Raw genomic sequence first — 21,591 nt, 5'->3', positions numbered from 1 at the left:
AGTATAGGGCTCACGACGCGTGATAGCCTGGAGCGCGGAATGAGCGACGATCCGCCCTCGCGTCCCAAGCACGGCACCGTGCCCGGCTTCGGCCCGCCGTCGCAGCCGCTCCCGCCGCTCGAGGTGCAGCCGATCGCGATGCGCGACGATGCCTCGCCCGAGGTGGTCGCGGGCGCGGTGCGCATGGTCGTCGAGCCCACGCCGCACCCCGAGCCCCAGGTGCGCTACTCGGTGCCCCAGGGGCCCGAGGACGCGCGACGTCGCGCGAAGGGCCCGCCCGCGGTCGACATCGATCTCGTCTACGAGCGCCGCAGCGCGCCGCTGCCCGATCAGCCGTGGATCTTCCTCGAGATCTGGACGCGCAACACCATCTACCAGCTCGACGCGTCGCTCATCTGCGTCGACGTGATCGATCAGGGCACGCGCCGCGCGATCGCCGAGCACCCGCTGCGCGGCGCGCGTCTGGTCGGCGGTCAGTCGCGCGACGGCGACGCGATGGAGCTCTCGCATCCGTTCCCGCGACCGGGCTCGGAGGCGGTGTTCGAGCAGACCTCGGGGCGCCACGTGCGCTTCTCGCAGACGTCGTCGGTGACGCGCGTCGTGATGCGGCTGCGGGTGCTGACGGTCGAGCCCGAGCAGCTCCTGCCGACGTGGGAGGACGTCAGCGGGAAGTGGGACCTGCGGACGCTCGGCCAGAAGCCGCAGGGGCAGAAGAAGTAGCGCCGCGGCGCGCGTGCTCGTTCCGAGCTCTTCGTACCGCTCGGAAGGAGCAGGCGGGGTGCGGTGCGACGTGAGCCTCGGACCGGAGGTCCGACAGAAGAAGTAGCGCGTTTGCGTCAGTCCGAGCGGCCTTCGGGCGTCGCTTGACACTGTGCATCCGTTCAGCCATCGGATCGGGGTGGCCTCGACGCTCGTTCCCCGGGTCCTTCGCGCCTCCACGGTCGTCGCCGCGAGGGTCGCGACACTCCCGGCCGATCGAGCGCGCGTCGTCGAGGCCGCGGGCGCATCGCTCGCGCAGCTCGCGCTCGCGCTCGACGGTGACGAGCAGCGCATCGACACCGCAGCGCTCACGCGCCTGCTCGACGTCGCTCGCATCGACGAGGCGCGCATCGACGAAGCGCCTGCGCCCGACGTCGCGCTCGCGGACGTCGGGCTCGCCGGCGATGCGAGCACGCGAGAGACGCGCACCGCGCAGGCGCTCGCCGTCGCATCGTCGTCGCTGCGGCGCGTCCGCCTGCTCCGTGCGCCCACCGCGCGCGTACCCGAGCCTCCTGCGAGCGCGCCCTGGGTCTCGCCGGGGCGCATCGTCGAGCTGTGCTCGGGACCGGACAGCGCGCAGACCAGCGCGGCCGTCGTCGTCCTGCGCGACGCGCAGCGCGAGGGCGATCCCGTCGCGTGGATCATGCCGCGCGGCGCCGGGCTCTTTCCGCCCGATCTCGCGGCCGCGGGAATCGACCTCGACGCGCTCGTCGTGGTGCACGTCCCGCCCGACGACGCCGCCGCCGCGCCGCGCGCGGCCGAGCTCGTGCTGCGCACGGGCGCGTTCGGCGCGGTGGTGCTCGATCTCGGCTCGGCCGTGCTCCCGCGCGGCACCGCGTGGCAGGGCCGGCTGCTCGGCCTCGCGCGCGAGCACGCGTGCCGCGTCGTCGTGCTCTCGCCGCACGGTCGCTCGCGCGCGTCGCTCGGTCCGCTGGTGTCGCTGCGCTTCGACGTGCGGCGCAAGCGCGTCGGTCCCGATCGCTTCGGCGTCGTCGCGAGCGCGCTGAAGGACAAGAGCGGGCTGCTCGCGACGCACGAGACGCGCGGCGCGTGTCTCGCACCGGTCGGCGCACGCTGACGTCGCTCTCCACGCGCGTGATCCACGATGTCTCGGATCGCATGCCTCGACGTGCCCGCGCTGCCCCTCCAGGTGCTGCGGCGCGATCGCCCGGAGTGGGCGGGGATGCCGCTCGCCGTCGTCGGCGACGATCGACCGCAGGCGCCGGTGCTCTGGACCTCGCAGAGCGCGCAGCGCCTCGGGGTGCGCGTCGGGATGCGCTACGCGTCGGCGCTCGGCATCTCGCGCGAGCTGCGCGCCGCGCCGGTGCCCGAGGCGCGCATCGCCGAGGTCCGCGCCGAGCTCGTCGGCGCGATGCATCGCTACTCACCGCGCGTCGAGCCCGACGACGAGCGCCCCGGCGTCATCTGGATCGATCCCGAGGGCATGGTCTCGCTGTTCGGCTCGCTCGAGCGCTGGGCGCAGTCGATCTGGGGCGAGCTCGGCGCGCACGATCTCTTCGGCGCGGTCGTCGTCGGGTTCCAGCGCATGCGCGCGTGGGCGATCGCGCGCACCGTGCGCGACGCGCGCGTGATCGCCGACGCCGACACCGAGCATCGCCTCGCCGGTCGCGTGTCGATCGCGCGCCTCGATCTGCCGCCCGAGCTCGAGAGCGCGCTCGCGGTGCTCGGCGTCGCGACGCTCGACGACTTCCTCGCGCTGCCTCCGGGCGAGCTCTCGGTGCGCTTCGGGCCGAGCGCATCGCGCCTCCACGCGCTCTTCTCGGGCGTGATGCGCGAGCCGATGACGCCGGTGATCGCCGCGCAGCCGATCGCGATCGAGGCCGAGCTCGATCCGCCGGACGACGACGCGTCGCGCCTCCTCTTCTGCGTGAAGGGCGCGCTGCACGCGCTGCACCGCGCGCTCGAGCAGCGCTCGCTCGCGCTCGCCGCGCTCGACCTCACGCTGACGATGGAGGGCGGGGCCGCGCCGCACCGCGAGGTGCTGCGTCCGGCGCGCGCGAGCCGCGACGCGACCTCGGTGCTCGAGCTGGTGCGTCTCCGGCTCGACACGATCTCGCTGCCCGAGCGCGTCGAGCGCATCCGGCTCGAGGCGGAGCCGGCGCCGCTCGAGGGCACGCAGCTCGTCCTCGCGGCGGGCACGCGACGTCGCGATCCCGACGCCGCGACGCGCGGGATCGCGCGGCTGCGCGCGGCGTTCGGCGACGAGGCGGTCACCCGCGCGCGCCTCGAGGACGCGTGGCTGCCCGAGCACCAGTTCCGCTGGGAGCCGGTGCGCACGATCGACGTGCCGCGCCGCGCGCCGGACGACGATCCGCGCGACCCGCCGCTGGTCCGTCGTCTGATGCCGAGCCCGCAGCCGCTGCCGAGCGACGACGCGGGACGTCCGGTGTGCGTCCCGCCGATCACGGAGATGAGCGGCCCGTATCGCCTGCAGTCCGGCTGGTGGGCGCACGGCGTGGTGCGCGACTACTGGTACGCGGAGCGCGCGGACGGCGCGCTGCTCTGGATGTATCGCGATGCGGCCCTCGATCGATGGTTCGTGCAGGGGCGGATCGACTGAGAGGTCTCGGTGCGCGGCGGCGGGCGCTCGCGGGCTGCTGGACGAGACGGTGAGCGCGTCGGGGCTCGCGGCGCGGCTTCGCGCTCTGCCGCGACGCTGCCATCCGTCCGCGATCGACGTCCGCGAGCCTCCGGAGCCGTCTTCGGCGCCGAGAACGTGATTCCGCGGCGCCGGATCGCCTCCAGCGCGCGCCGGAGGCGATCCGCGATTCGCCACACGCAGTCGGGCTGTAATTGCCGCGAGTGGGGGCCCGCCGATCGGCTCCAGCGGTCGCAAAAGGCGATTTCGCGCTGCCGACACGCCTCCAACGCCCGCCGGAGGCGAGTCGGCGCCGCCGAATCGCGTTCTGCGGCCGAATTCCGCGGATCACCGGTGCCGGCCCGGGCACCCGCTCCGTTCCCGGGCCCGTTTGGCCCCCTCATCGAAAACCACTACAACTCGCCCCCTCATGCAGGCCCTCTTCAGCGCTCGTGACGTCCTCTGGACCTGGGTCGTGCCCATCGTCCTCGCGCTCGTGGGGCTGGTGCTCACCGTCGTCCTCCGCGCGCCTCAGCTGCTGCGCCTGCGCGACGGATTCCGCGCCGCGCTCTCGCACGATCCGCGCGTCGAGGGCTCGATGCCGCCCGGCACGTCGGTGCTGCTCTCGAGCGCCGCGACCTGGGGCGCCGCGGCCGCCGTCTCCGCCGCGACCGCGGTCGCGCTCGGCGGGCCCGGCGCGATCGCGTGGCTCTGGCTCTTCGGCCTCCTGATCGCGCCCCTGCGCTACGCCGAGGTCCTGCTCGCCCGCAGCGCGCCGCCCGGCAAGGCCGGCGAGGACGCGCACGGGAGCCTCGCGACGCGCCTCGCGAACGACTCCGCGCCCGCGCTCCGCGCGATCGGGCTCGCGCTCGTCGTGCTCGTGCCGCTCGCGGCGTTCGCGTTCGTCGGTGGCGTGCACGGCGGCGCCGCGGCCGACGCCGCGGGCCAGCTGCTTCCCGGCAGCGAGACCTACGTGGGGATCGCGGTGGCGGTCGTCGCCGCGCTCGCCGTGCTGCCCGCGCTCGGCCGCCCCGTCGCGACGCCCGCTTCGGCGGTGCTCGGTTGGATCGCGCTCGCCGCGCTCGGCACGCTGTTCGGCGTCGCGTTCGCGGCGATGCTCCAGGACCCGGCGCGCGCCTTCGGCACGATCCCGCGCGCCTTCGACGACGTCTTCTCCGGCGCCGAGAGCGTCGGCGCGTTCTCCGGCGCGATGGTCGGCGAGATCGCCGCCGCGGCGCTGCTCCACGTGCTCCCGCCGCTCGCCGCGACGACCGGCGCCGACGGCGCGATCCACGCCGCCGCGCGCGCGCCGACCGCGCGCGGTCAGGCGGCGGCCGCGCTCTTCGGCCCGCTGCTGCACGTCGTGCTCGCGACCGTGCTCGCGTGCGCGTTCGTCGCGACCGGCGCGTTCCACCGCCGCGTCGAGGGCTCGCGCGCGCTCGACGAGATCACGTTCTGGCGCTCGGGCTTCGACACCGTGAGCCAGCGGCGCGAGACCGATCGCACCTTCAGCGGCACCCTCCGCGTGCTCGACGGCGGGGTCCTCGCGCGTCCGCTCGAGCTCGCGACCGAGCGCGGCATGATCGTCGACCCGCGCTACGTCGGCGAGGACGGGCAGCCGGGCGACTTCGCGCTGCGCGTCACCGACGGACGCATCACGGCGCTGCTCGAGCCCGACGGCGAGGGGACGCTCCGCCAGGTCGATCTCGCGCGCACGAGCCGCATCCGCGTCGAGGGCGCGATGCTCCCGCGCGGCGGGACGCTCGTCGCGTCCGCGATGATGCGCGGCGGTGGCGACATCGCGTCGCGCATCGCGCTCACCGCGCTGCTCCTGCTCGCGGCGCTCGGCGCGGCGGGGTGGGGCGTCGCCGCGGCGCGCAGCGTCCCGCGCGCGCTGGCGATCCCCGCGGCGTTCCTCCCCGCGCTCGGCTTGCTCCTCGCGGCGACGGGCGTCGCGCCCTGGCTCGCGACGGTGGGATCGATCGCGGGCGCGGTGCTCGGCCTGGTCGCGGCGATCGGCCTGCTCGCGAAGCTCCGCGAGCTACGCGCCTGAGTCGACGCCGCCGTCGACGAGCCGCCCGCGCGGCACGATCACGCGCACCGTGCGCTCCACGAGATCGAGCCCGTCGCCGAGGATCCGCACCGACACGCGGAACACCTGCTCGTAGTCGGCGGGCGCCACGGTGGTGTTCCGGAGCACGAGCTCGAACCGCACCGACGTCCCGGGGCGCACCCCGGCGAACGTGTCCGCGACACCGTCGCCGCTCGGCCGGCGATCCTCGCGCGTCGGCGGCGCCGCGCCGCCCTCGACGCGCGCCTCGATCGCCGCGACCGCGCGCACGAAGCCGAGCCCCTCGTCGTCGGCCTCGCCCCACACCTCGTTCCACTGCACGGTGTCGAGCAGATCGCCGATCGCGTCGACGAGCGTCGTCGAGAGCCCGGTCCCGTCGGGCGCGACGTCGAACACGAGCGGGCACGTGCCCTCCACCGTGCCGCGAGGCGCGCCTTCGATCCCGGTCGAGCAGCTCCCGTCGACCGGCGGCACCACCGCGCCGGTGCGCAGCGCGAGCGCCTCGAGCTCGCTCCGCGGCGCCGGCCCGGACGCGATCCCGATCACGCGCGCGTCGATCGCGCGGAGCGCCTCGGCCGCCTGCGCGAGCGAGCGCGTGCCCGGGAACGACGCCTCGTACTCGCCGGGCGCGTGGCTCGTCGCGTCGGTCACGTGCACCACGACGCGCAAGGCCCGCGCGCGGAACCCGGCGCCCCCGACATCGCCTCCGCCCGGCACGCCGCGATCGCGGAACGGCGCGATCCACGTGCGCCCGTCGTGCGTGTAGCCCTCGCCGGTCGCGATCTGCCAGAGCGCCTCGGCGCCCGACTCCGGGAGATCGCCGCCGTCACCGAGCGGCGCGTCGAGCGACGCCAGCGCCGATCCGACCCGCGCGCGATCCGTCGTGATCGCCGTGACCAGCTGGAACGGTCGATCGTTCTCGGTCCCGAACGGCTCCGCCGGGAAGTCCTCGAAGCGCCCGACCCCGAGCGCCACGCTCGGCACCCGCGCCGCCAACGTGGGCACCACGCCGTCGATCAGATCGCGCTGGAGCGCGTCGATCTCGCCCCCGAAGCTCCCCGTCGTGTCGATCGAGAGGAACACGTCGAGCGTGCCCAGATCGGCGCCGACCTCGAGCGGGACTCGCGCCTCGGGCCCGCCGTAGGGCAGGGTGACCTCGAGATCGGCGGGCGGCAGGCGCGGCCCACCGTCGGGCCTGCGATATCCGCCGTCGATCTGCGCCACGTCGCCGCCGTCGCGCGCGCGTGGCCCCGAGTCGCGCGTCGGCACGGCGGGCGCGCGCTCCTCGCAGCCGAGCAGCGCGACGGCTCCCACGACGCACGCCGTCGTACGCCATCGCATCGACGTCGTCAGCGTGTCATGGATCCCGACCTCACCCAAGCCTCGGTCGGAGCCGATGCTCCATCGATCGATTGCCGTCGTTGACACCCGAGCCGTGGAGCGACCATCCTTCCCATCCCAACCCCCTCCCCTCGGGTGAGCCCGTCCGTGGCCGGGATGTACAAACTCGTCATCGCCGACGACGAAGGTAAGACGACCGTCGTCCCGCTGGTTCGTGACGAGATCACGATCGGCCGCAAGGAAGGCAATACGATTCGCCTGACCGAGCGGAACATCTCGCGTCGTCACGCGAAGCTCCGTAAGGCCAACGGCTCGTATCTCGTCGAGGACCTGTCGTCGTACAACGGCGTCAAGGTCAACGGCCGCCGCATCGGGAACGAGGCGACGCTCAAGGCCGGCGATCAGATCTCGATCGGCGACTACCAGCTCGCCCTGCAGCTCGACGACGGGGCGACCATTCCCGACACGACGGCGCCGATGGCCGCGCCGAACGGGGGAGCGGAGCCCGCGACGGCGATGCTCCAGTCGCCCGCGATCGCGCCCGGCGCTCCGACGCTCCCTGCGGGCGGTGTGGGCACCCCGGCGATCGTCGTCGGCCCGCCGGCGCGCCTCGTCATGACGTCGCAGCCGGCGCCGGGCGCGGAGTTCGCGCTCGCGCGCCCGGTCACGCGGATCGGCCGCGCCGAAGAGCTGGACGTCTGGATCAACCACCGCTCGATCTCGCGCGAGCACGCCGAGGTCACGAACGACGGCGGCGCGATCCGCATCAAGGATCTCGGCAGCGCGAACGGCGTGCGCGTGAACGGGCGCGACGTGCAGCAGGCCGAGCTGAAGCCGGGCGACACGCTCGAGCTGGGGCAGGTCCGCTTCCGCTTCGTCGGCCCGGGCGAGCAGTTCGTCTTCGACGCCGCGCACACGATGCAGCTCGAGGCGGCGTCGCCCGAGCGTCCCACGAGCCGCGCGCCGATCTTCGTCGCGGCGGGGATCGTCGGCCTGGCGGTCGTGGGCGCGGTGGTCGTCGCGATCTCGGGCGGACAGCCCACGTCGACGACCGCGACGCCGATCACGGAGCCGCCGGTGCCCAGCCCCACCGTGCCCACCGTGCACGGCGATCCCACCACCGCGGTCGCGGGCCCGTCGGTCGAAGAGCGCGTCGCGGCCGCGGTCGCCGCGTGCGTGACGGCGCGCAACGGCGGCCACTTCGATCTCGCGCTCCAGCGCGCGGGCGAGGCGCTCGCGATCCTTCCCTCCGACGTGCGCGCGCTCGATTGCCAGGCGGGCGCGCAGCAGGACCGCGAGGAGTCCGACGCGTTCGCGCGCGGTGTCGCGCTGCGCAACCAGGGCAACCTCGAGGGCGCGTACCTCGAGTTCGACGCGCTCCCGCCGCAGAGCCCGTTCCGCACCCGGCCCGAGGTCGAGCAGACGATGCGCGACTTCGCCGACGCGACGCTCGAGCAGGCGCAGGACCAGCTCACCGAGGAGCCCGAGGAGGCGCTGCGTCTCGCGCAGACGGTCCTCAACATGGCGCAGCTCGAGCCTGCGACGCGCCGCGCGGCGGACGCGATCGCCCGTCGTGCGCGCCCGCGCGTCTCGGGCGGCGCGCGCGATCGCGCGGTCACCCCTCCGCGCGATCGCGAGCCGCGCGATCCGCGAGGCACGGCCGGCGCGGTCACCGGGCGCGACTCGGGCACGACGACCAGCGCGGCCGTCACCCCGCCGCCGCCCGCCGACTCGGGCCAGACGCCGCTCGCCGCGGCGCGCGCCTGCCTCGCGCGCGGCGACAACCAGTGCGCGGTGCGCGCGCTCGAGGGCCGCTCGCGCACGACCGACGAGTACCGCCTGCTCGTCGAGACCTACCGCGCGATGGGCAACACGGGCCGCATGCTCGACACGATGGAGCGCTACATCCAGCGCTTCCCGAGCGATCCGCGCACCCAGCAGTACCGCCAGATCCTGCTGCAGCACGGCCGCTGATTCTCCCCGGGGGGCTGCGCGCCCCCCTGTCGACCCCCGAGCTGCGCGCGGGTCCCCACCCGCTTGCGCGCGCTCGGCGGCCCGATCGTCGATCGGGGCAGGTCGCTCGTGTGCGCTGTGGGCCCTCGCCGCGGCGGCGCGAATCGTCCGTCGCGGCGTGCGTTCTGCGCGGTTTCACACGCGAAAACGGGCGACTCTTCGTTGACTCCGTCCAGGTCGTGCGCGAACATCGCGCCGACCCGGATTTCCCCGGCTTTTTTCGGCTTCTGAGGAGATGATGCGCATGCGCCGGATCGCCCGGATCCTCGGCTTCGCCACGCTGATCGCGCTCGCCCACGCGGCCGTTCTCGCGCCCTCGGGCACCGCGGAAGCGCAAGGTGCCGGCGGACGGCTGACGTCGGGCGGCATGGACCTCCACCTGTTCCGTCCAGCCGTCGACTCGAAGGGCCTGCTGTACACGAACGGCACCGACATCCTCGGTCACCTCGCGTTCAGCTTCGGCCTCATCGTCGACGCCGGGTTCGGCATCCTGCCGTACAACGGCTTCGTCAACGACACGAGCACGGCCGCCGACCAGGCGGACTACTGCAACGGCCGCGGCGATCTGCTCTGCGGGCGCCTCGTCGACGCGCTCTTCCACGGCACGCTGCACGCGAACCTCGGCCTGTTCAACGTGCTCGAGGTGGGCATCCAGCTGCCGCTCGCGGTCTTCGGCGCTGGCCCGAACGTGACCGTGCCCGGCTTCTTCAACGAAGGCGGCACGCGCTCCCGATCGCTCGACTACCAGGGCATCGGGCCGCTCTCGCTGCACGTGAAGGGCCGCATCCTTCGCGCCGAGCGCAACGGCGGCTTCGGGATCGCCGCGCTGCTCCAGGTCGAGTTCCCGACCGGCAGCCCGAGCGAGTTCGTCGGCGACAACAACGTCGTGCTCTGGCCGATCGTCGCGCTCGAGTGGCGCCCCGCGCGCATCGTTCGCTTCGGCGTGAACGTCGGCACGCGCCTGCAGCTCGGCGAGGGCATGCCGATCGTGCCCGCCGGCGGCCGCACGGTGCCCGGTGGCAGCAACGCGACGATGCCGATGCAGGTGCCCGGCTCCGCGACGAGCGTGCAGTACGGCCCGATGCTCACGTACTCGCTCGGCGTCGGCATCCGCCTCGGCGACTCGCCGGTCGAGCTCACCGCGGACGTCTACGGCGCGTCGATCTTCGAGGCGTTCGCGACGGAAGGCGGCACCTCGCTCGAGGCGATGGGCGGTCTGAAGATCTTCGTCGACCGCAACAGCTACCTCGTGCTCGCGGGCGGCGGCGGCATCCCCGTCGGCGGCATCCTCCAGAGCGACGTGCGCGGCATGATCGGCTTCGTCTTCGAGCCGTCGATCGGTGACCGCGACGGTGACGGCCTGCGCGACGACGTCGACCAGTGCCCGGATCAGCCCGAGGACTTCGACGACTTCGGCGACGAGGACGGCTGCCCCGATCCCGACAACGATCGCGACGGCATCCTCGACGTCGACGACGAGTGCCCGATGGTCCCCGAGGACCGCGACGGCGACTCCGACGAAGACGGCTGCCCCGAGGGCAACGAGGGCGATCGCGACGGCGACGGCATCCTCGACGCCGACGACCAGTGCCCCGACGATCCCGAGGATCGCGACGGCTTCCAGGACGAAGACGGCTGCCCCGATCCCGACAACGATCAGGACGGCATCCTCGACACCGACGACCTCTGCCCGAACGATCCCGAGGATCGCGACGGCTTCCAGGACGCCGACGGCTGCCCCGATCCGGACAACGACGTCGATCGCATCCTCGATCGCGACGACTCGTGCCCGAACGATCCCGAGACGTACAACGGCACCGAGGACGACGATGGCTGCCCGGATCGCGGCACCGTCGTGATCGAGGAGAACTCGATCATCATCCTCGAGAAGATCTACTTCGAGACGGACAGCGCGCAGATCCAGTCGCGCAGCTTCCCGATCATCGACGCGGTCGCCGCGACGCTGATCGGCAACCCGCACATCACGCTCGTCGAGATCCAGGGTCACGCCGACGAGCGCGGCGACGACGAGTACAACCTCCGCCTCACGTCGGACCGCGCTGCGGCGGTCGTCGAGGCGCTGGTGCAGCGTGGCGTCGCGCGCGATCGTCTGCGCAGCGGCGGCTACGGTGAGCGCTGCCCCGTCGATCCGCGCCACACCGCGGAAGCGTGGGAGCAGAACCGTCGCGTCGAGTTCAAGATCATCCGCACCGCGGACGGTCCGACCGGCGTCGAGGTCGCGTGTCCGGCGGGTCGCTCGCTGATCCCGGACTGACCTTCTTGATCCCGCCCAGAGCAAGGGCGACACTGCGACGTCAGGAGGGATGACGGCCGGCTCGTGCAGAGCCGGCCCTCCTGCGACGAGCAGCTCATTCGACTGGCGATCCGATCAATGGCGGAGAATGGTTTCGCGGAAGCGATGCGGGAGGCGATCCTCTCGCTGCCCCAGGATCTGAAGGCGATGCTCCGGGTCATGGAAGACCCGGATCTCGACGATCAGGGGCGCGTGCTGGCGAGCGGCGCACTGCTGCACGTGCTCTCCGCGTCGAACGCGATCCCGGGCGTGAAGGGCACGCTCGCGCTCGTCGACGACGTGCTCGTGCTGCGGCTCGCGCTCGAGCGCATCGCGCAGACCTCCCCCGAGGTGGTCACGCATCACCGCGAGGACGAGCCCGAGATCTTCGAGCCGTGGACGGTGCAGCTCGACGCGGCGCGCGCGTACCTCGGGGATCGCGGCGTCGCCGTGCTGCAGAAGGCGGTCGACGGACTGCCGAAGATCACGTTCCAGGGCCACTCCGCGCGCGAGTGCGCGCGCGATCAGGACGCGGCGACCTGGCTGTACGACTCGGTGCACGAGGCGATCATCCAGCAGTTCGAGATCGCGCCCGACGAGGTCGCGCGCGCCGTGAAGAACGCGCACGAGATCCTCGCGAAGGTCTCGCAGCGCGCCTGATTGCCCGGGGGAGGCTGCGCGCCTCCCCTCTCGACCCCTCGAGCTGCGCGCGGGTCCCCACCCGCTTGCGGTGCTCGCAGCGGGCGTAGTTGCCCGGGGGAGGCTGCGCGCCTCCCCTCTCGACCCCTCGAGCTGCGGCGCGGGTCCCCGCCCGCTCTCCCGTGCTCGGCGGCGGCCCTCGCGTTGCCCGGGGGAGGGCGCCCCTCACGCGGTCGCGGCGAGCGTGCCGACGCTCCGGGGAGCGGGCGCGGTCTCGACGGGGCAGGCCGCGAGGGCTTCGAGCACCGGCGCGAGCGTGCGCGCGAGGTCGGGCTCGATCGCGAGCTGACGCGCGATGCGGCGCGGCGCGCTCGCGATGCGCGCGTCCGGGAAGCGCTCGTCCAGCGCGCGATCCGCGGGGCTGCCCTCGCGCGTCACGACGAGGAGCACCGGCTCGCTCGACCATCCGCCGCGGTCGGCGCGCGCGGCGCGCACCACGTCGAGCCGCAAGAGGCCCTTCGGCATCGCGGCGAGCACGATGCGCAAGCGCGCGTCCTGCGCCTCGCCGCGCACGTCGGTGTGCAGCACCGGGCGCATCGCCCAGCGACGGTCGTCCTCGAGGTCGGCGCGCAGCTGTGCTGCGAGCGCGAGCAAGTGCGCCAGCTCGACGTGCGCCGCCGCAGGACGGCTGCGGCGCGTGCCCCCGAGCAGCACGGTCGTCGCGAGCGCAGCGGCGACCATCGCGATCGGGAGCGGCACCGGCAGCACGCCGCGCGACCACGCGATCAGCGGCGCCGCGATCACCACGCCGAGCAGCGTCGCGCCGGGCACGGTCGTGGGATCGAGGACGTCGAGCCGCGACGTACGCAGCGCGCGACGAGCACGCGCGTGATCCTCGGGCGTGGTCGCGCGGAACGAGCCGAGGCGCGGTGCGCGCGGCTCCTGTGCGCGACGATGGATCGCGCACAGCGCGACGCCTCCGAGCAGCCCGAGCGCGAGCTCGACGTGCTCGTGGAGCATCGCGGCCGCGCTCGCGAGCACGACGACGATCACCACGCGCGCACCGAGCCCGAGCGGCACCAGCGCGCTCGAGGGCACCCGCGCAGCGCGCTCGGCGCGCGCGACCACGAGCGACTTCGCGACCGCGATCACCGCGAGCGCCAGCGCGAGCAGCGGCACGCCGATCGGCGTGCTCGGCGCGTCCATCGGCGGCGCGGGGCGCGCGCGGCGGGGCGTGGTGCTCGGCACGTGCAGCGACGTGTCCATGCGCCCGGCGGGCAGCGCGAGCGTGACGACCCACTCGCGCGTGCGCGGCAGGTGCACGCGATGGAACACCACCCGCGTGCCCGTCGCCGTCGGCGCGTGCGTCACCTCGACCGCGGGATCGTCCTCGTCGCGCACCGGCGCCGCGCCCTCGGGCGCATCGAGCGTGATCGCCACGTCGTCGAGCCCGTAGCGCCACCCCGGCAGCACCCAGCGGACCAGCACGGTGCCGTCCTCGCGCACCTCGGTCGCGCGGTGCGCGAGCGACGTGCGGTACACGATCGTCGCGACGTAGTCGCCGCGCCGGGGCGCGCCGCGGCGGCGGAACCCGAACACCACGCGTCCTTCGCCCTCGACGTCGACCCGCGGCTCGAGCAGCACGCCCTCGGCGTCGCGGAAGCTCGCGCGCCCCGGCACGAGCTCGAGATCGGGATCGAGCCCGTCGAGCTCGAACGCCTGCAGCCATCCGCCGTCGACGCGCACCTGCGCGACGAGCTCGACCTCGGCGCTCGCGTCGCGCGCGATCGTCACGTGCGCGGACACGCTGCGCACCGTCGCGTCGGTCCACGCGCGCGCCGCGCGCGGGCACACCAGCACGCCGAGGATCAGAGCGAGCGAGACACCGGCTCGCGCGAGCGGACGGACCACCCCGCGGGTGTACCAGCGGTCGGGGATTCGGCTGAAATTCTCGTCACCCCGCGCGCATCCACGACGGCATGAACAGCAGCACGAACAGCACGAGGCAGCCGATCGCCACCACCCGCCGCCCCGGCGTCAGCGCGCCCGGCTCGAAGGGCGGATGATCGATCCCCGACAGCCAAGACATCAGCCCGAGCACCGCGAACCACACGAGCCAGCTCACGCCCGCGAGCGCCGAGCCCATCAGCGGATCCCCGCGCTCACCCGACGCGTAGAGCGGCCACGCGTAGAAGAGCCCGGTCGCGATCGCGACGACCGGCAACACCGCGAGCACCGCGCGCGCGATCCGGTCCTGCGTCTTGCCCAGCAGCGCGTACGCGATGTGCCCGCCGTCCAGCTGCCCGAACGGCAACAGGTTCATCATCGTGACCAGCAGGCCCGCCCATCCGGCGAACGCGGTCGACGAGAGCATGATGTCGTGGCCCTCGGGGATCGGCCCCTTCAGCGCGTAGAGCAGCGCGACGTAGAGGAGCGAGCGCCCCTCGATCAGCATCTCGCCGCTCTCCGGGAGCGGCTGCACCGGCGACGTCGCGATCCCGTAGATCAACACCGGCAGCGCCACGACCATCCCCGCGAGCGGCCCCGCCGCGCCCACGTCGAGCAGCGCGTTCCGGTCGCGGATCTCGCCGCGCATCCGGATCACCGCGCCCATCGTGCCCAGCATGAACGGCGGCGGCATCGGCACGAAGAACGGCGGCGAGATGTCGACCCGGTGCATCCGCCCGACGACGTAGTGGCCGAGCTCGTGCGCGAGCAGGATCGCCATCAGCGGCAGCGCGAAGTCCCACCCCGCGATCAGCTCGAGCGGGCGCTCCCAGGGGTCGCTCCCGCCCATCAGCGCGCCCGCCCACAGCGTCGACACGAACGTCAGCACGATCAGCGCGAGCGGCGTGCGCCACTCCGCCCACCACGTCCTCGCGATCTCGCTCACGGGCGCTCGCACCCGAGCATCCGCGCCATCGCGTCGATGCGCACTTCGACCCGCGCGTCCACCGTGCCGAGCTCGCTGCGCATCACGCACCCGCCGCGCGTGATCGACGCGTCCTCGATCACCCGCACCGAGGGCTCGATCGCGCCCTCGAGCGCTCGCGCGTCCTCCGGGTGCACCCGCAGCTCGATCGCGCGCGCCCGGCGCGCCCGCGCGATCACGTCGCGCACGATCGCCACCACGCGCGCGGGCTCGATCGTGATCGCCTCACCGACGATCCGCTCCGCCGCCGCGAGCGCCAGCGTCTGCGCGTCGCGCTCGATCCCCACCAGCGCTCCGTCGCGCGCCCGACGTGCCTCCACCAGCAGCGCCGCCGCCTGCGCCAGCCCGCTCGCCGCGCCCTCGGCCCGAGCCTCGGCGCGCAGCCGCTCGCACTCCGCGCGCGCGCCCTCGAGCAGCGCCTCCGCCTCCCGCCGCGCGGCCTCCACGATGCGCTCGGCCTCGGCGCGCGCGTCCACCACCTCGGCCGGCACCACGCGCGGCGGCGCGCCCGGCCCTCGGATCACCCGCGACATCCACGCTCCCACAGCGCCGCGAGCTCGCGTCCCGCCCGCGCGCCTCGATCCTCTCCGCCCTCGCGCGCGCCGCGCTCCATCGCGCCGAGCGCCGCCTCGACGTCGCGCCCGGTCGCCCTCGCGATGCGCACGAACGTCGCGCTCCGCTCGTCCTGCTCCTGCGCCAGCACCGCGCCGCGCGCCCGATCCGCCGCCTCGTCGATCGGCGCGCCCGCGAGGCGACGCATCGTCGCCCGCAGCCCCGCGCTCGCGCGGAACCCCGGTCGCGGCAGCGGCGCGCGCGCCATCCACGCCGCGCCCGTCGCGCGGGGCACCTCCGACGCCAGGATCGCCGCGCCCCGCGCCGGCAGCGTCGCGCGCGCATCGATCCCCGGCCGCAGCCCCACCGCGATCGCGCCGAGCGCGCGCTGCCGACCCTGGGTGTCCGCCCCGCGGATCTCCTGCACCCGCGCCTCGAGCGCCCGCGCGAGCTCCGGTGCGAGCCCCGCCTCCGCAGCCCTTCCGCGGTCGCCCGTCAGCGTCGCCGCGAGCGCGAGACCGTCGAGGAACGAGGCGGAAGACACGGGCCGTTGCCGTAGCACGCACGACGCGGTCCCGCGACGCGGGCCTGCTGACGCACGCGCCGCGGGCTATGTTCGTTGCCGTGCAGCACGCAGCGCCGTTCCGCGGTCTCGCCGTCGCCCTCGCGCTCGTCGGTGCTCCCGGCGCCGCGCTCGCGCAGGACGATCCCTGTGTCGACGACACCTCGCCCGCGCGTCGCCCCGTCGAGGTCACGCCGTCGGTCGGGGCGTTCAACGTCACGCTCGATGCGCCGATCGCGGTGCGCTATTCCCGCGGCTACTTCGGGCCCGACGGCCCCGGCGACGACCCCGCCACGCTCCTGCGCATCGTGCGCTGCCCCGCCGACGTCGAGTGCTCGGCGGGCTGCTCCGCCGCCGATGGCGAGGACGTCGCCGGCCGCGTGCAGGTGATCGGCGACCAGCTCTTCTTCTTCCCCGACGGCGGCTTCGAGCCCTCGCGCGCCTACGCCGGGCGCGCCGGCGGCATCGACGAGTCGCTCGACTTCCGGTTCTGCACCGGCGTCACCGTCGACAACGGCCCGCCGGTGCTCGGCGAGTTCCTCGACGCGGAGCCCTCGGAGTCGACCGCGGAGTGCGTGCTGCCCGAGGGCGGCCGCCTCGTCGGCCTCCGCTGGGAGCAGGCGACCGACGACGGCCCGCCCGGCTCGATCGAGTACATGCTCTACCTCACGCGCGCCGCCGGCGTGAACGCGCCCCAGCTGCGCGACCGCGTCCGCAACTACGCGAGCCGCGAGATCACGCTCAACCTCCGCCTCGACGCGCTCGAGGCGAGCGAGCCCGTCTGCGTGCGCGTGTTCGCCGCCGACGGCGTCGGCAACGTGTCCGAGCCCTCCGACGAGCGCTGCTTCGACCCGCTGACCGACGCCGCGTTCCAGCCGCTCTGCGCCGTGTCCGCCCCTGGCAGCGCCCGTGCCATGCCCTGGGCGCTCGCGGGTTTCGCCTTGGTTCTCGGGGTGATCGTCGCCCGCCGCCGCGCGCGCTGAAGAACGTTGCGCGTGCATCCGGTGACGCTCCGGCGTGCCGCTTCTTACGTTGTTCGCCCGTTTTGCGTTGCCTAGAGTCCGCCCCTCGTGAAATGCCCCGGCGCGCGGTGTCGCCGGGTGGGATCGGACGAGGGCAACATGGTGGGGAACGGACGGCTCGGGACACTGGCGTGCGTCATGGCGCTCGTCGTCGGCTGCGGTGAGTCGCGGACCACCGACGCCGACGCGGCGATCGTGATCGACCTCGACGGCGCGATGCTCGACGCCGGGCAGGACGCGGGCCCGCCCAGCAACATCGGCGCGGCGTGCTCGGACGAGTCGACCGCGACCGACTGCACGGGCGGCGCGGACACCTGCATCGCGGACCCCGACTACTTCCCCGACGGCTACTGCACCCTCGAGTGCGGCAGCGACGAGGACTGCGGCGAGGGCGGGATCTGCTCCGACTTCTTCGGCCCCTCGTTCTGCGTCGACGCGTGCGACGCGGCGGGCACCGACCAGTGCCGCGACGGACAGGGCTGCACCCTCGACCACCCGATGCTCCCGCTCCCGTTCTGCCTCGGCGGCGGCTGCGAGGAGGACCGCGAGTGCCCCGAGGGCCTGCGCTGCGACCCCGACGGCGGCGACCTCGGCGAGGGCAACTGCTACGACCCGACCGCGAGCATCGGCGAGCCCTGCGAGGACGAGAGCGCGTGCCCGATGAGCGCGCTCTGCCTCTCCGAGGCGCTCGGCGGATGGCCCTCGGGCGCGTGCATCGCCACCGGCTGCGACCCCGCCGCGAGCGGCAGCTGCGGCGCCGACGCGCACTGCCTGCCCAGCGCGGGCGGCGGCGGCGGTCTCTGCGTCGACGCGTGCGCGACCGCCGAGGACTGCCGCGCCGGCTACACCTGCCGCGGCACCAGCACCTACCCCGATCGCCTCACCTGCCAGCCCGCGTGCAGCGACGCCGACTGCACCGCCGGCCGCGTGTGCAACGAGGTGCTCGGCACCTGCGACGATCCCTTCCCGGCCGGCCAGCTCGGCGCGCAGTGCTCGCGCTTCGGCGGCGGCATGCCCTGCACCGGTGGCACCTGCTACAGCGAGGGCCAGACCGGCTATCCGGGCGCGTACTGCGCGTTCGAGGGCTGCAACGTCGGCGACGACACCACCTGCCCGGACGACGGCGTGTGCATCGCGGCGACCGAAGCGGGCGAGCCCAACGTCTGCTTCAAGCGCTGCGCGGTCAGCACCGACTGCCGCGACGGCTACACCTGCCGCGACGTCGACGGCGAGGGCGAGGGCACCGTCGGCGCGTGCACCCCGCAGTGCACCGCCACCATGCAGTGCGCCAATCGTGATCGCGGCTTCACCTGCGACGTCGCGAGCGGTCTCTGCGTGCGCGCGGAAGGCTGACACCCGAACCGAGAGCACGCGAGGCAGCCGCCTCGCGTGCTCGGTCATGCTCACGGTTCGATGAGTCGCACCGGAGTCGCGGTGCCGTCGCTGTTCGGCACCGAGCCGTCCCCGAACTGACCGCGGTCGTTGATGCCGACGCACCAGAGCCGGCCGGCCGTGTCCAGGATGCAAGTGCGAGCGCCGCCGACTACGAGGGCCTCTACGTTGGTGAACTGGGCAACGACGGGCGCGAGTTGCGTGGTTCTCGTCCCGTCACCCAGCTCGTAGAACGCGTTCCGACCCCAGCAGAGGACGCGACCACCGGATACGCGCGCGCACGCGTGACTGGATCCGGTTCCGATTTCCTCCACGTCGGAGATGCTCGCCTGCACGGGGGCAGGTCTGCGCGTTGTCGAGCCGTCGCCCAACTGGCCATGCACGTTGTCGCCCCAGCATCGGACGCGATCGAAGCTGTCGAGAGCGCAGCTGAAGGCCGAGCCCGACTCGAGCTGCACGACGTTTGACAGGCCCGTCACCTGGACAGCGCTAGGACGAGTCGTGGTCGTCCCGTCTCCAAGTTGGCCGAAGAAGTTCGAGCCCCAGCACCAAGCGGTTCGTGCGCTCGTGATCGCGCACGTGTGGGCCGTTCCGACGGAGAGACGCTGAACGCCGGTCAGCGGCGTTCCGTCGGATCGAAGGACCGTCGCCACCGTCGTTCGCTGCGTCGTCGTGCCATCGCCGAGCCGTCCAGCTTCGTTGTTGCCCCAGCACCGCACGCCCCCCGACGCGAGTCGCGCGCACGAGTGCTGCTGGCCCGCCACCACTTCGACCGCGGTCGAGAGGCCCGGAACGACGTACGGACGCGATTGCTGGGCACCGGCGCCAGGGCCGAGTTGGCCATACAAGTTGCTGCCCCAGCACGCGACGCGACCATCGGAGAGGGCTGCGCAGACGTGCTGCGTCCCGACCGAAACCTGAGTCACGCCGGTCAAACGCGTCGTCGCGCTCGGCGAAACGACGAATACGGGGCGCGAGCTGAACGTACGCGTGTCGCCGACCCCAAGCGCGCCCGCATCGTTGGTCCCGGCGCACGCGAGCTCCGAGCGATCCGTGATCAGACAGGTGATGCTGCTTCCGGCGACCGGCGTGGCGATCCCGACGCAATCGCTCCCGTCGCACCACCAACCGCACTGGTTGCCGCAGGCGCCGCAGTTGGACTCGTCCGCCGCGAGCTCGGCCTCGCAACCGTTCGCGTCGTCGTCGTCGCAGTCGTCGAACCCGGTCGTGCACGCCGCGACCACGCATGCGCCACCGCTGCACGCCACGCTGGTCGCGCGCGGTCGCGATCCGCAGGCCGCCGAAGCCGCGGGACCGTCGATGACCATGTCGCAGTCCTCGTCGAGGCCGTTGCACGCCTCGGTCGCGACGCCTATCGCGCCGTCACAGTCGCTCCAGGCTCCGTCGATGCACGTCTGCACGCCCGCCGCGCACTCGCCGATGTCGGTGCCGCCGGGGCACGCGCGCGAGCGGCCGGTGGCGCAATCGCAGCCCTCGTCGACTCCTCCGACGCAATTCTCGTCGCGCGTGCCGTCGCATTCCTCGGCTCGGCCCGGCGCACACGTCTCGCATTCGTCGTCGCAATCATCGCCGGCTGCGACGAAACGGTCGGGCGCCTCGCATGCGTCGACTCGCGTCAGGGGATCGCCGTGCCCGTCCCCGTCGCCGTCTCGGTACCACGCCTGCGGGACGCACGCGTCGTCAGCGCTCCGTGATCCCGCATCGTCGGGCAGGTGCAGCATCCCGCCATCGGGCAGCACGCAGATCGCTTCGTCCATGATCCACTCGCTGCCTGGCGGGCAGACGCAGCGACGTTCGTTCCGGTCGTAGACGAGCGGCGTGCAGATCGGGTCGGTGTCGCAGCCCGCGCTGGCGATCAGCACCGCGAACGCGATGCTCGTTCGGAGATTCGTCATGCTCCGCTCCTCGGCCCGAGCACGAGCGTCGTTTCGCGTCTGGCGCGAGGTGCGCTCGGGGTTCGCACGCCGAGTCTCTGCGCGGTCTGGTGATCGCGAGCAAACCGGGTTCTCGCTCGCCCGTGCTGCTCGTCGCGTCTCACGGCGACTCGAACGCGACCAGCTCGCCGTAGCGCGCCGTGACCAGCACCATCCGGCCGCTCGCGCAGTCGACACCGAGCGCCTCGTCCACCACCGTCGACTCGGTCGCGACCGCCAGCGTCGTCGACACCGGCGTGGCGCCCGCCGTCGACGTGTGCAGCGTCCGCATCGACCCGTCGACGTGCATCACCGTCGCGTCGTCCCCGCAGCGCGCCGTCGACCACACGCCGATGCGCCGATCGGCGAGCACGTGGTGCGTCGCCGTCTCGCCCTCGGGCGCGTGCGTCAGCACCAGCGCCGAGCACGAGAACCCGTCGCAGTCGTAGTGCACCGCGCCGAGCAGCACCGGCGCGCCCACGAGCGCCAGCCCGCCCACGCCGCGCACGTCCTCGCCGGCGAGCGCCGACCCGTCGAGCACCGCGCGCGTCATCCGCTCGCCGGTCGCGAGATCGAGCGACCAGAGCCCCGCGCTCGCCGGCACCGACGCCGCGCCGCGGAGCACGCCGCCCTCGAGCTCCATCCCCGCGCGGCTCGCGCTCGGGCCCCCGTCGATCCACGCGCCCCAGCCGCTCGCGGTGCGCCGTCGCACGCGCAGCTCGTAGTTCGCCGGCGCGGGGAACCCGGGGTCGCGGCGGCGCGAGATCACGAGCGCGAGGCTGCTCGCGTCGGCGCGCAGCGCGTGGACCGTCACCTGCGAGACGTCGTCGGGCGGCGGCTCGAGGTCCACCGCCACGGCCTCCCACGCGCCGGTCGCGGTGCGCCGCTGCAGCGCGAAGCCGTCGACCGTCGTCGCGCTCGACGCCACGTGGGGCGCCCCCTCGAACAGCGCGATCGAGCACTGCGCCGGCTGCTCGTCGGGCGTGACGCGCACCACCTCGACCCGGAACGCGCCGCCCTCGTTCGTCGCGTAGAGCACGCGCCGCTCGTAGGTCGTCACGCCGGTGCGCATCCGGATCGAGGCGCACGCGTGCGCGGCCGCGCCGTCCATCACGAGGTCGACGTCCAGGACGCTCGCGTCGGGCTCGCTCCCGATGATGCGCGACCAGGGCACGAGCGTCGTCGCGCGCCATCCCCCGCTCGTGCCGCCGTCGCCGGTGTGCGCGTCGGGGAGGGTGCCCGCGTCACCGGAGCCGCCTGCGTCGAGCGTGCTCGCGTCCGAGGTGCTCGCATCGGGGGTCGCGGCGTCGGGCGCCGCGGCGTCGGGATCGCTCCCGGCATCGAGCCCGGCGGCGTCGGTCGCGATCGTCGCGTCGCGGCGATCGCCGGCGTCGAGCGTCGTGTCTCCGTCGTCGTCGCCGCAAGCGGCGAGCACGAAGAGCGCTGGGAGGAGGACGAGAGATCGCATCGGCCGGGGCTCCA

16 protein-coding genes are annotated in these 21,591 nt (G+C 73.9%); 9 read left to right on the top strand and 7 right to left on the bottom strand.

Features of this window, described 5'->3' with window-relative positions:
- The first annotated feature begins 39 nt into the window (after positions 1 to 39).
- From DB32_RS26350 to DB32_RS26335, 4 genes are all read left to right on the top strand, one after another.
- Positions 40 to 720, top strand: coding sequence for a hypothetical protein (locus tag DB32_RS26350; protein ID WP_053235403.1), 681 nt, complete (start codon positions 40 to 42; stop codon positions 718 to 720).
- Between the two features lie 178 nt (positions 721 to 898).
- On the top strand, positions 899 to 1,837 hold the full coding sequence (locus DB32_RS26345; RefSeq protein WP_053235402.1) for a hypothetical protein: 939 nt from the start codon (positions 899 to 901) through the stop codon (positions 1,835 to 1,837).
- 27 nt (positions 1,838 to 1,864) lie between these two features.
- Positions 1,865 to 3,340: a Y-family DNA polymerase gene (locus tag DB32_RS26340; RefSeq protein WP_053235401.1), complete on the top strand. Its 1,476-nt coding sequence runs from the start codon at positions 1,865 to 1,867 to the stop codon at positions 3,338 to 3,340.
- Positions 3,341 to 3,788: 448 nt separating this feature from the next.
- A complete protein-coding gene (locus tag DB32_RS26335) occupies positions 3,789 to 5,411 on the top strand; it encodes an alanine:cation symporter family protein (RefSeq protein WP_053235400.1) in 1,623 nt (540 codons plus the stop codon).
- Here the strand turns inward: DB32_RS26335 and DB32_RS26330 are convergent.
- Entirely contained in the window at positions 5,400 to 6,770 is a 1,371-nt protein-coding gene (locus DB32_RS26330; RefSeq protein WP_169791557.1) for a hypothetical protein, read from the bottom strand. The genes DB32_RS26335 and DB32_RS26330 overlap by 12 nt on opposite strands.
- Positions 6,771 to 6,926: 156 nt before the next feature.
- Between DB32_RS26330 and DB32_RS26325 the strand changes: the two genes are divergently transcribed.
- The 3 genes from DB32_RS26325 to DB32_RS26315 all read left to right on the top strand — a co-directional run bounded on the left by DB32_RS26325 (position 6,927) and on the right by DB32_RS26315 (position 11,736).
- Complete coding sequence (locus DB32_RS26325) at positions 6,927 to 8,744, top strand: FHA domain-containing protein (protein WP_053235398.1); 1,818 nt, start codon at positions 6,927 to 6,929, stop codon at positions 8,742 to 8,744.
- 283 nt (positions 8,745 to 9,027) lie between these two features.
- Positions 9,028 to 11,058 carry an OmpA family protein gene (locus tag DB32_RS26320; protein WP_157069404.1) on the top strand — a complete coding sequence of 677 codons (2,031 nt, stop codon included), beginning with the start codon at positions 9,028 to 9,030 and terminating at the stop codon, positions 11,056 to 11,058.
- A 63-nt stretch (positions 11,059 to 11,121) separates the two neighbouring features.
- On the top strand, positions 11,122 to 11,736 hold the full coding sequence (locus tag DB32_RS26315) for a hypothetical protein (protein WP_157069403.1): 615 nt from the start codon (positions 11,122 to 11,124) through the stop codon (positions 11,734 to 11,736).
- A gap of 204 nt (positions 11,737 to 11,940) precedes the next feature.
- On the opposite strand, the gene DB32_RS26310 is transcribed toward DB32_RS26315, so the two are convergent.
- From DB32_RS26310 to DB32_RS26295, 4 genes are read right to left on the bottom strand one after another with little or no spacing between them, the layout of a single operon-like run.
- Entirely contained in the window at positions 11,941 to 13,626 is a 1,686-nt protein-coding gene (locus tag DB32_RS26310; protein WP_053235395.1) for a hypothetical protein, read from the bottom strand.
- 43 nt (positions 13,627 to 13,669) lie between these two features.
- Positions 13,670 to 14,608, bottom strand: a complete 939-nt coding sequence (locus DB32_RS26305) for a site-2 protease family protein (RefSeq protein WP_157069402.1) — start codon at positions 14,606 to 14,608, stop codon at positions 13,670 to 13,672.
- A complete protein-coding gene (gene sctL, locus DB32_RS26300) occupies positions 14,605 to 15,180 on the bottom strand; it encodes a type III secretion system stator protein SctL (RefSeq protein WP_053235393.1) in 576 nt (191 codons plus the stop codon). Before sctL ends, DB32_RS26305 begins: the two co-directional genes overlap by 4 nt.
- Positions 15,168 to 15,743, bottom strand: coding sequence for a hypothetical protein (locus DB32_RS26295; RefSeq protein ID WP_053235392.1), 576 nt, complete (start codon positions 15,741 to 15,743; stop codon positions 15,168 to 15,170). The genes sctL and DB32_RS26295 overlap by 13 nt, the downstream gene beginning before the upstream one ends.
- An 80-nt stretch (positions 15,744 to 15,823) precedes the next feature.
- On the opposite strand from DB32_RS26295, the gene DB32_RS26290 reads away from it, so the two are divergent.
- Both DB32_RS26290 and DB32_RS26285 read left to right on the top strand, forming a co-directional pair.
- Entirely contained in the window at positions 15,824 to 16,744 is a 921-nt protein-coding gene (locus tag DB32_RS26290) for a hypothetical protein (protein WP_157069401.1), read from the top strand.
- A 138-nt stretch (positions 16,745 to 16,882) separates the two neighbouring features.
- Complete coding sequence (locus DB32_RS26285) at positions 16,883 to 18,136, top strand: hypothetical protein (protein ID WP_157069400.1); 1,254 nt, start codon at positions 16,883 to 16,885, stop codon at positions 18,134 to 18,136.
- A 50-nt stretch (positions 18,137 to 18,186) separates the two neighbouring features.
- Here DB32_RS26285 and DB32_RS26280 read toward each other — a convergent pair whose 3' ends face one another.
- Both DB32_RS26280 and DB32_RS26275 read right to left on the bottom strand, forming a co-directional pair.
- The gene (locus DB32_RS26280) at positions 18,187 to 20,091 is read right to left on the bottom strand and encodes an RCC1 domain-containing protein (protein ID WP_053235389.1); all 1,905 of its coding nucleotides are present in this window, start codon (positions 20,089 to 20,091) and stop codon (positions 18,187 to 18,189) included.
- 139 nt (positions 20,092 to 20,230) lie between these two features.
- Positions 20,231 to 21,577 (bottom strand): hypothetical protein, encoded by a 1,347-nt coding sequence (locus DB32_RS26275; protein WP_157069399.1) that lies wholly within the window; start codon positions 21,575 to 21,577, stop codon positions 20,231 to 20,233.
- Positions 21,578 to 21,591: the final 14 nt, after the last annotated feature.

The organism is Sandaracinus amylolyticus (assembly GCF_000737325.1).
GTDB classification, from domain to species: domain Bacteria; phylum Myxococcota_A; class Polyangia; order Polyangiales; family Sandaracinaceae; genus Sandaracinus; species Sandaracinus amylolyticus.
Note: the sequence above shows the minus strand (reverse complement) of the source record. Positions and strands in the feature narration are given on the sequence as shown.

Coding starts and splice junctions, on each gene's coding strand:
- DB32_RS26350 (WP_053235403.1), top strand. CDS start 40: ATGAGCGACGATCCGCCCTCGCGTCCCAAGCACGGCACCGTGCCCGGC.
- DB32_RS26320 (WP_157069404.1), top strand. CDS start 9,028: ATGCGCCGGATCGCCCGGATCCTCGGCTTCGCCACGCTGATCGCGCTC.
- DB32_RS26285 (WP_157069400.1), top strand. CDS start 16,883: ATGGTGGGGAACGGACGGCTCGGGACACTGGCGTGCGTCATGGCGCTC.
- DB32_RS26330 (WP_169791557.1), bottom strand. CDS start 6,770: ATGCGATGGCGTACGACGGCGTGCGTCGTGGGAGCCGTCGCGCTGCTC.
- DB32_RS26335 (WP_053235400.1), top strand. CDS start 3,789: ATGCAGGCCCTCTTCAGCGCTCGTGACGTCCTCTGGACCTGGGTCGTG.
- DB32_RS26275 (WP_157069399.1), bottom strand. CDS start 21,577: ATGCGATCTCTCGTCCTCCTCCCAGCGCTCTTCGTGCTCGCCGCTTGC.
- sctL (WP_053235393.1), bottom strand. CDS start 15,180: ATGTCGCGGGTGATCCGAGGGCCGGGCGCGCCGCCGCGCGTGGTGCCG.
- DB32_RS26325 (WP_053235398.1), top strand. CDS start 6,927: ATGTACAAACTCGTCATCGCCGACGACGAAGGTAAGACGACCGTCGTC.
- DB32_RS26280 (WP_053235389.1), bottom strand. CDS start 20,091: ATGACGAATCTCCGAACGAGCATCGCGTTCGCGGTGCTGATCGCCAGC.
- DB32_RS26340 (WP_053235401.1), top strand. CDS start 1,865: ATGTCTCGGATCGCATGCCTCGACGTGCCCGCGCTGCCCCTCCAGGTG.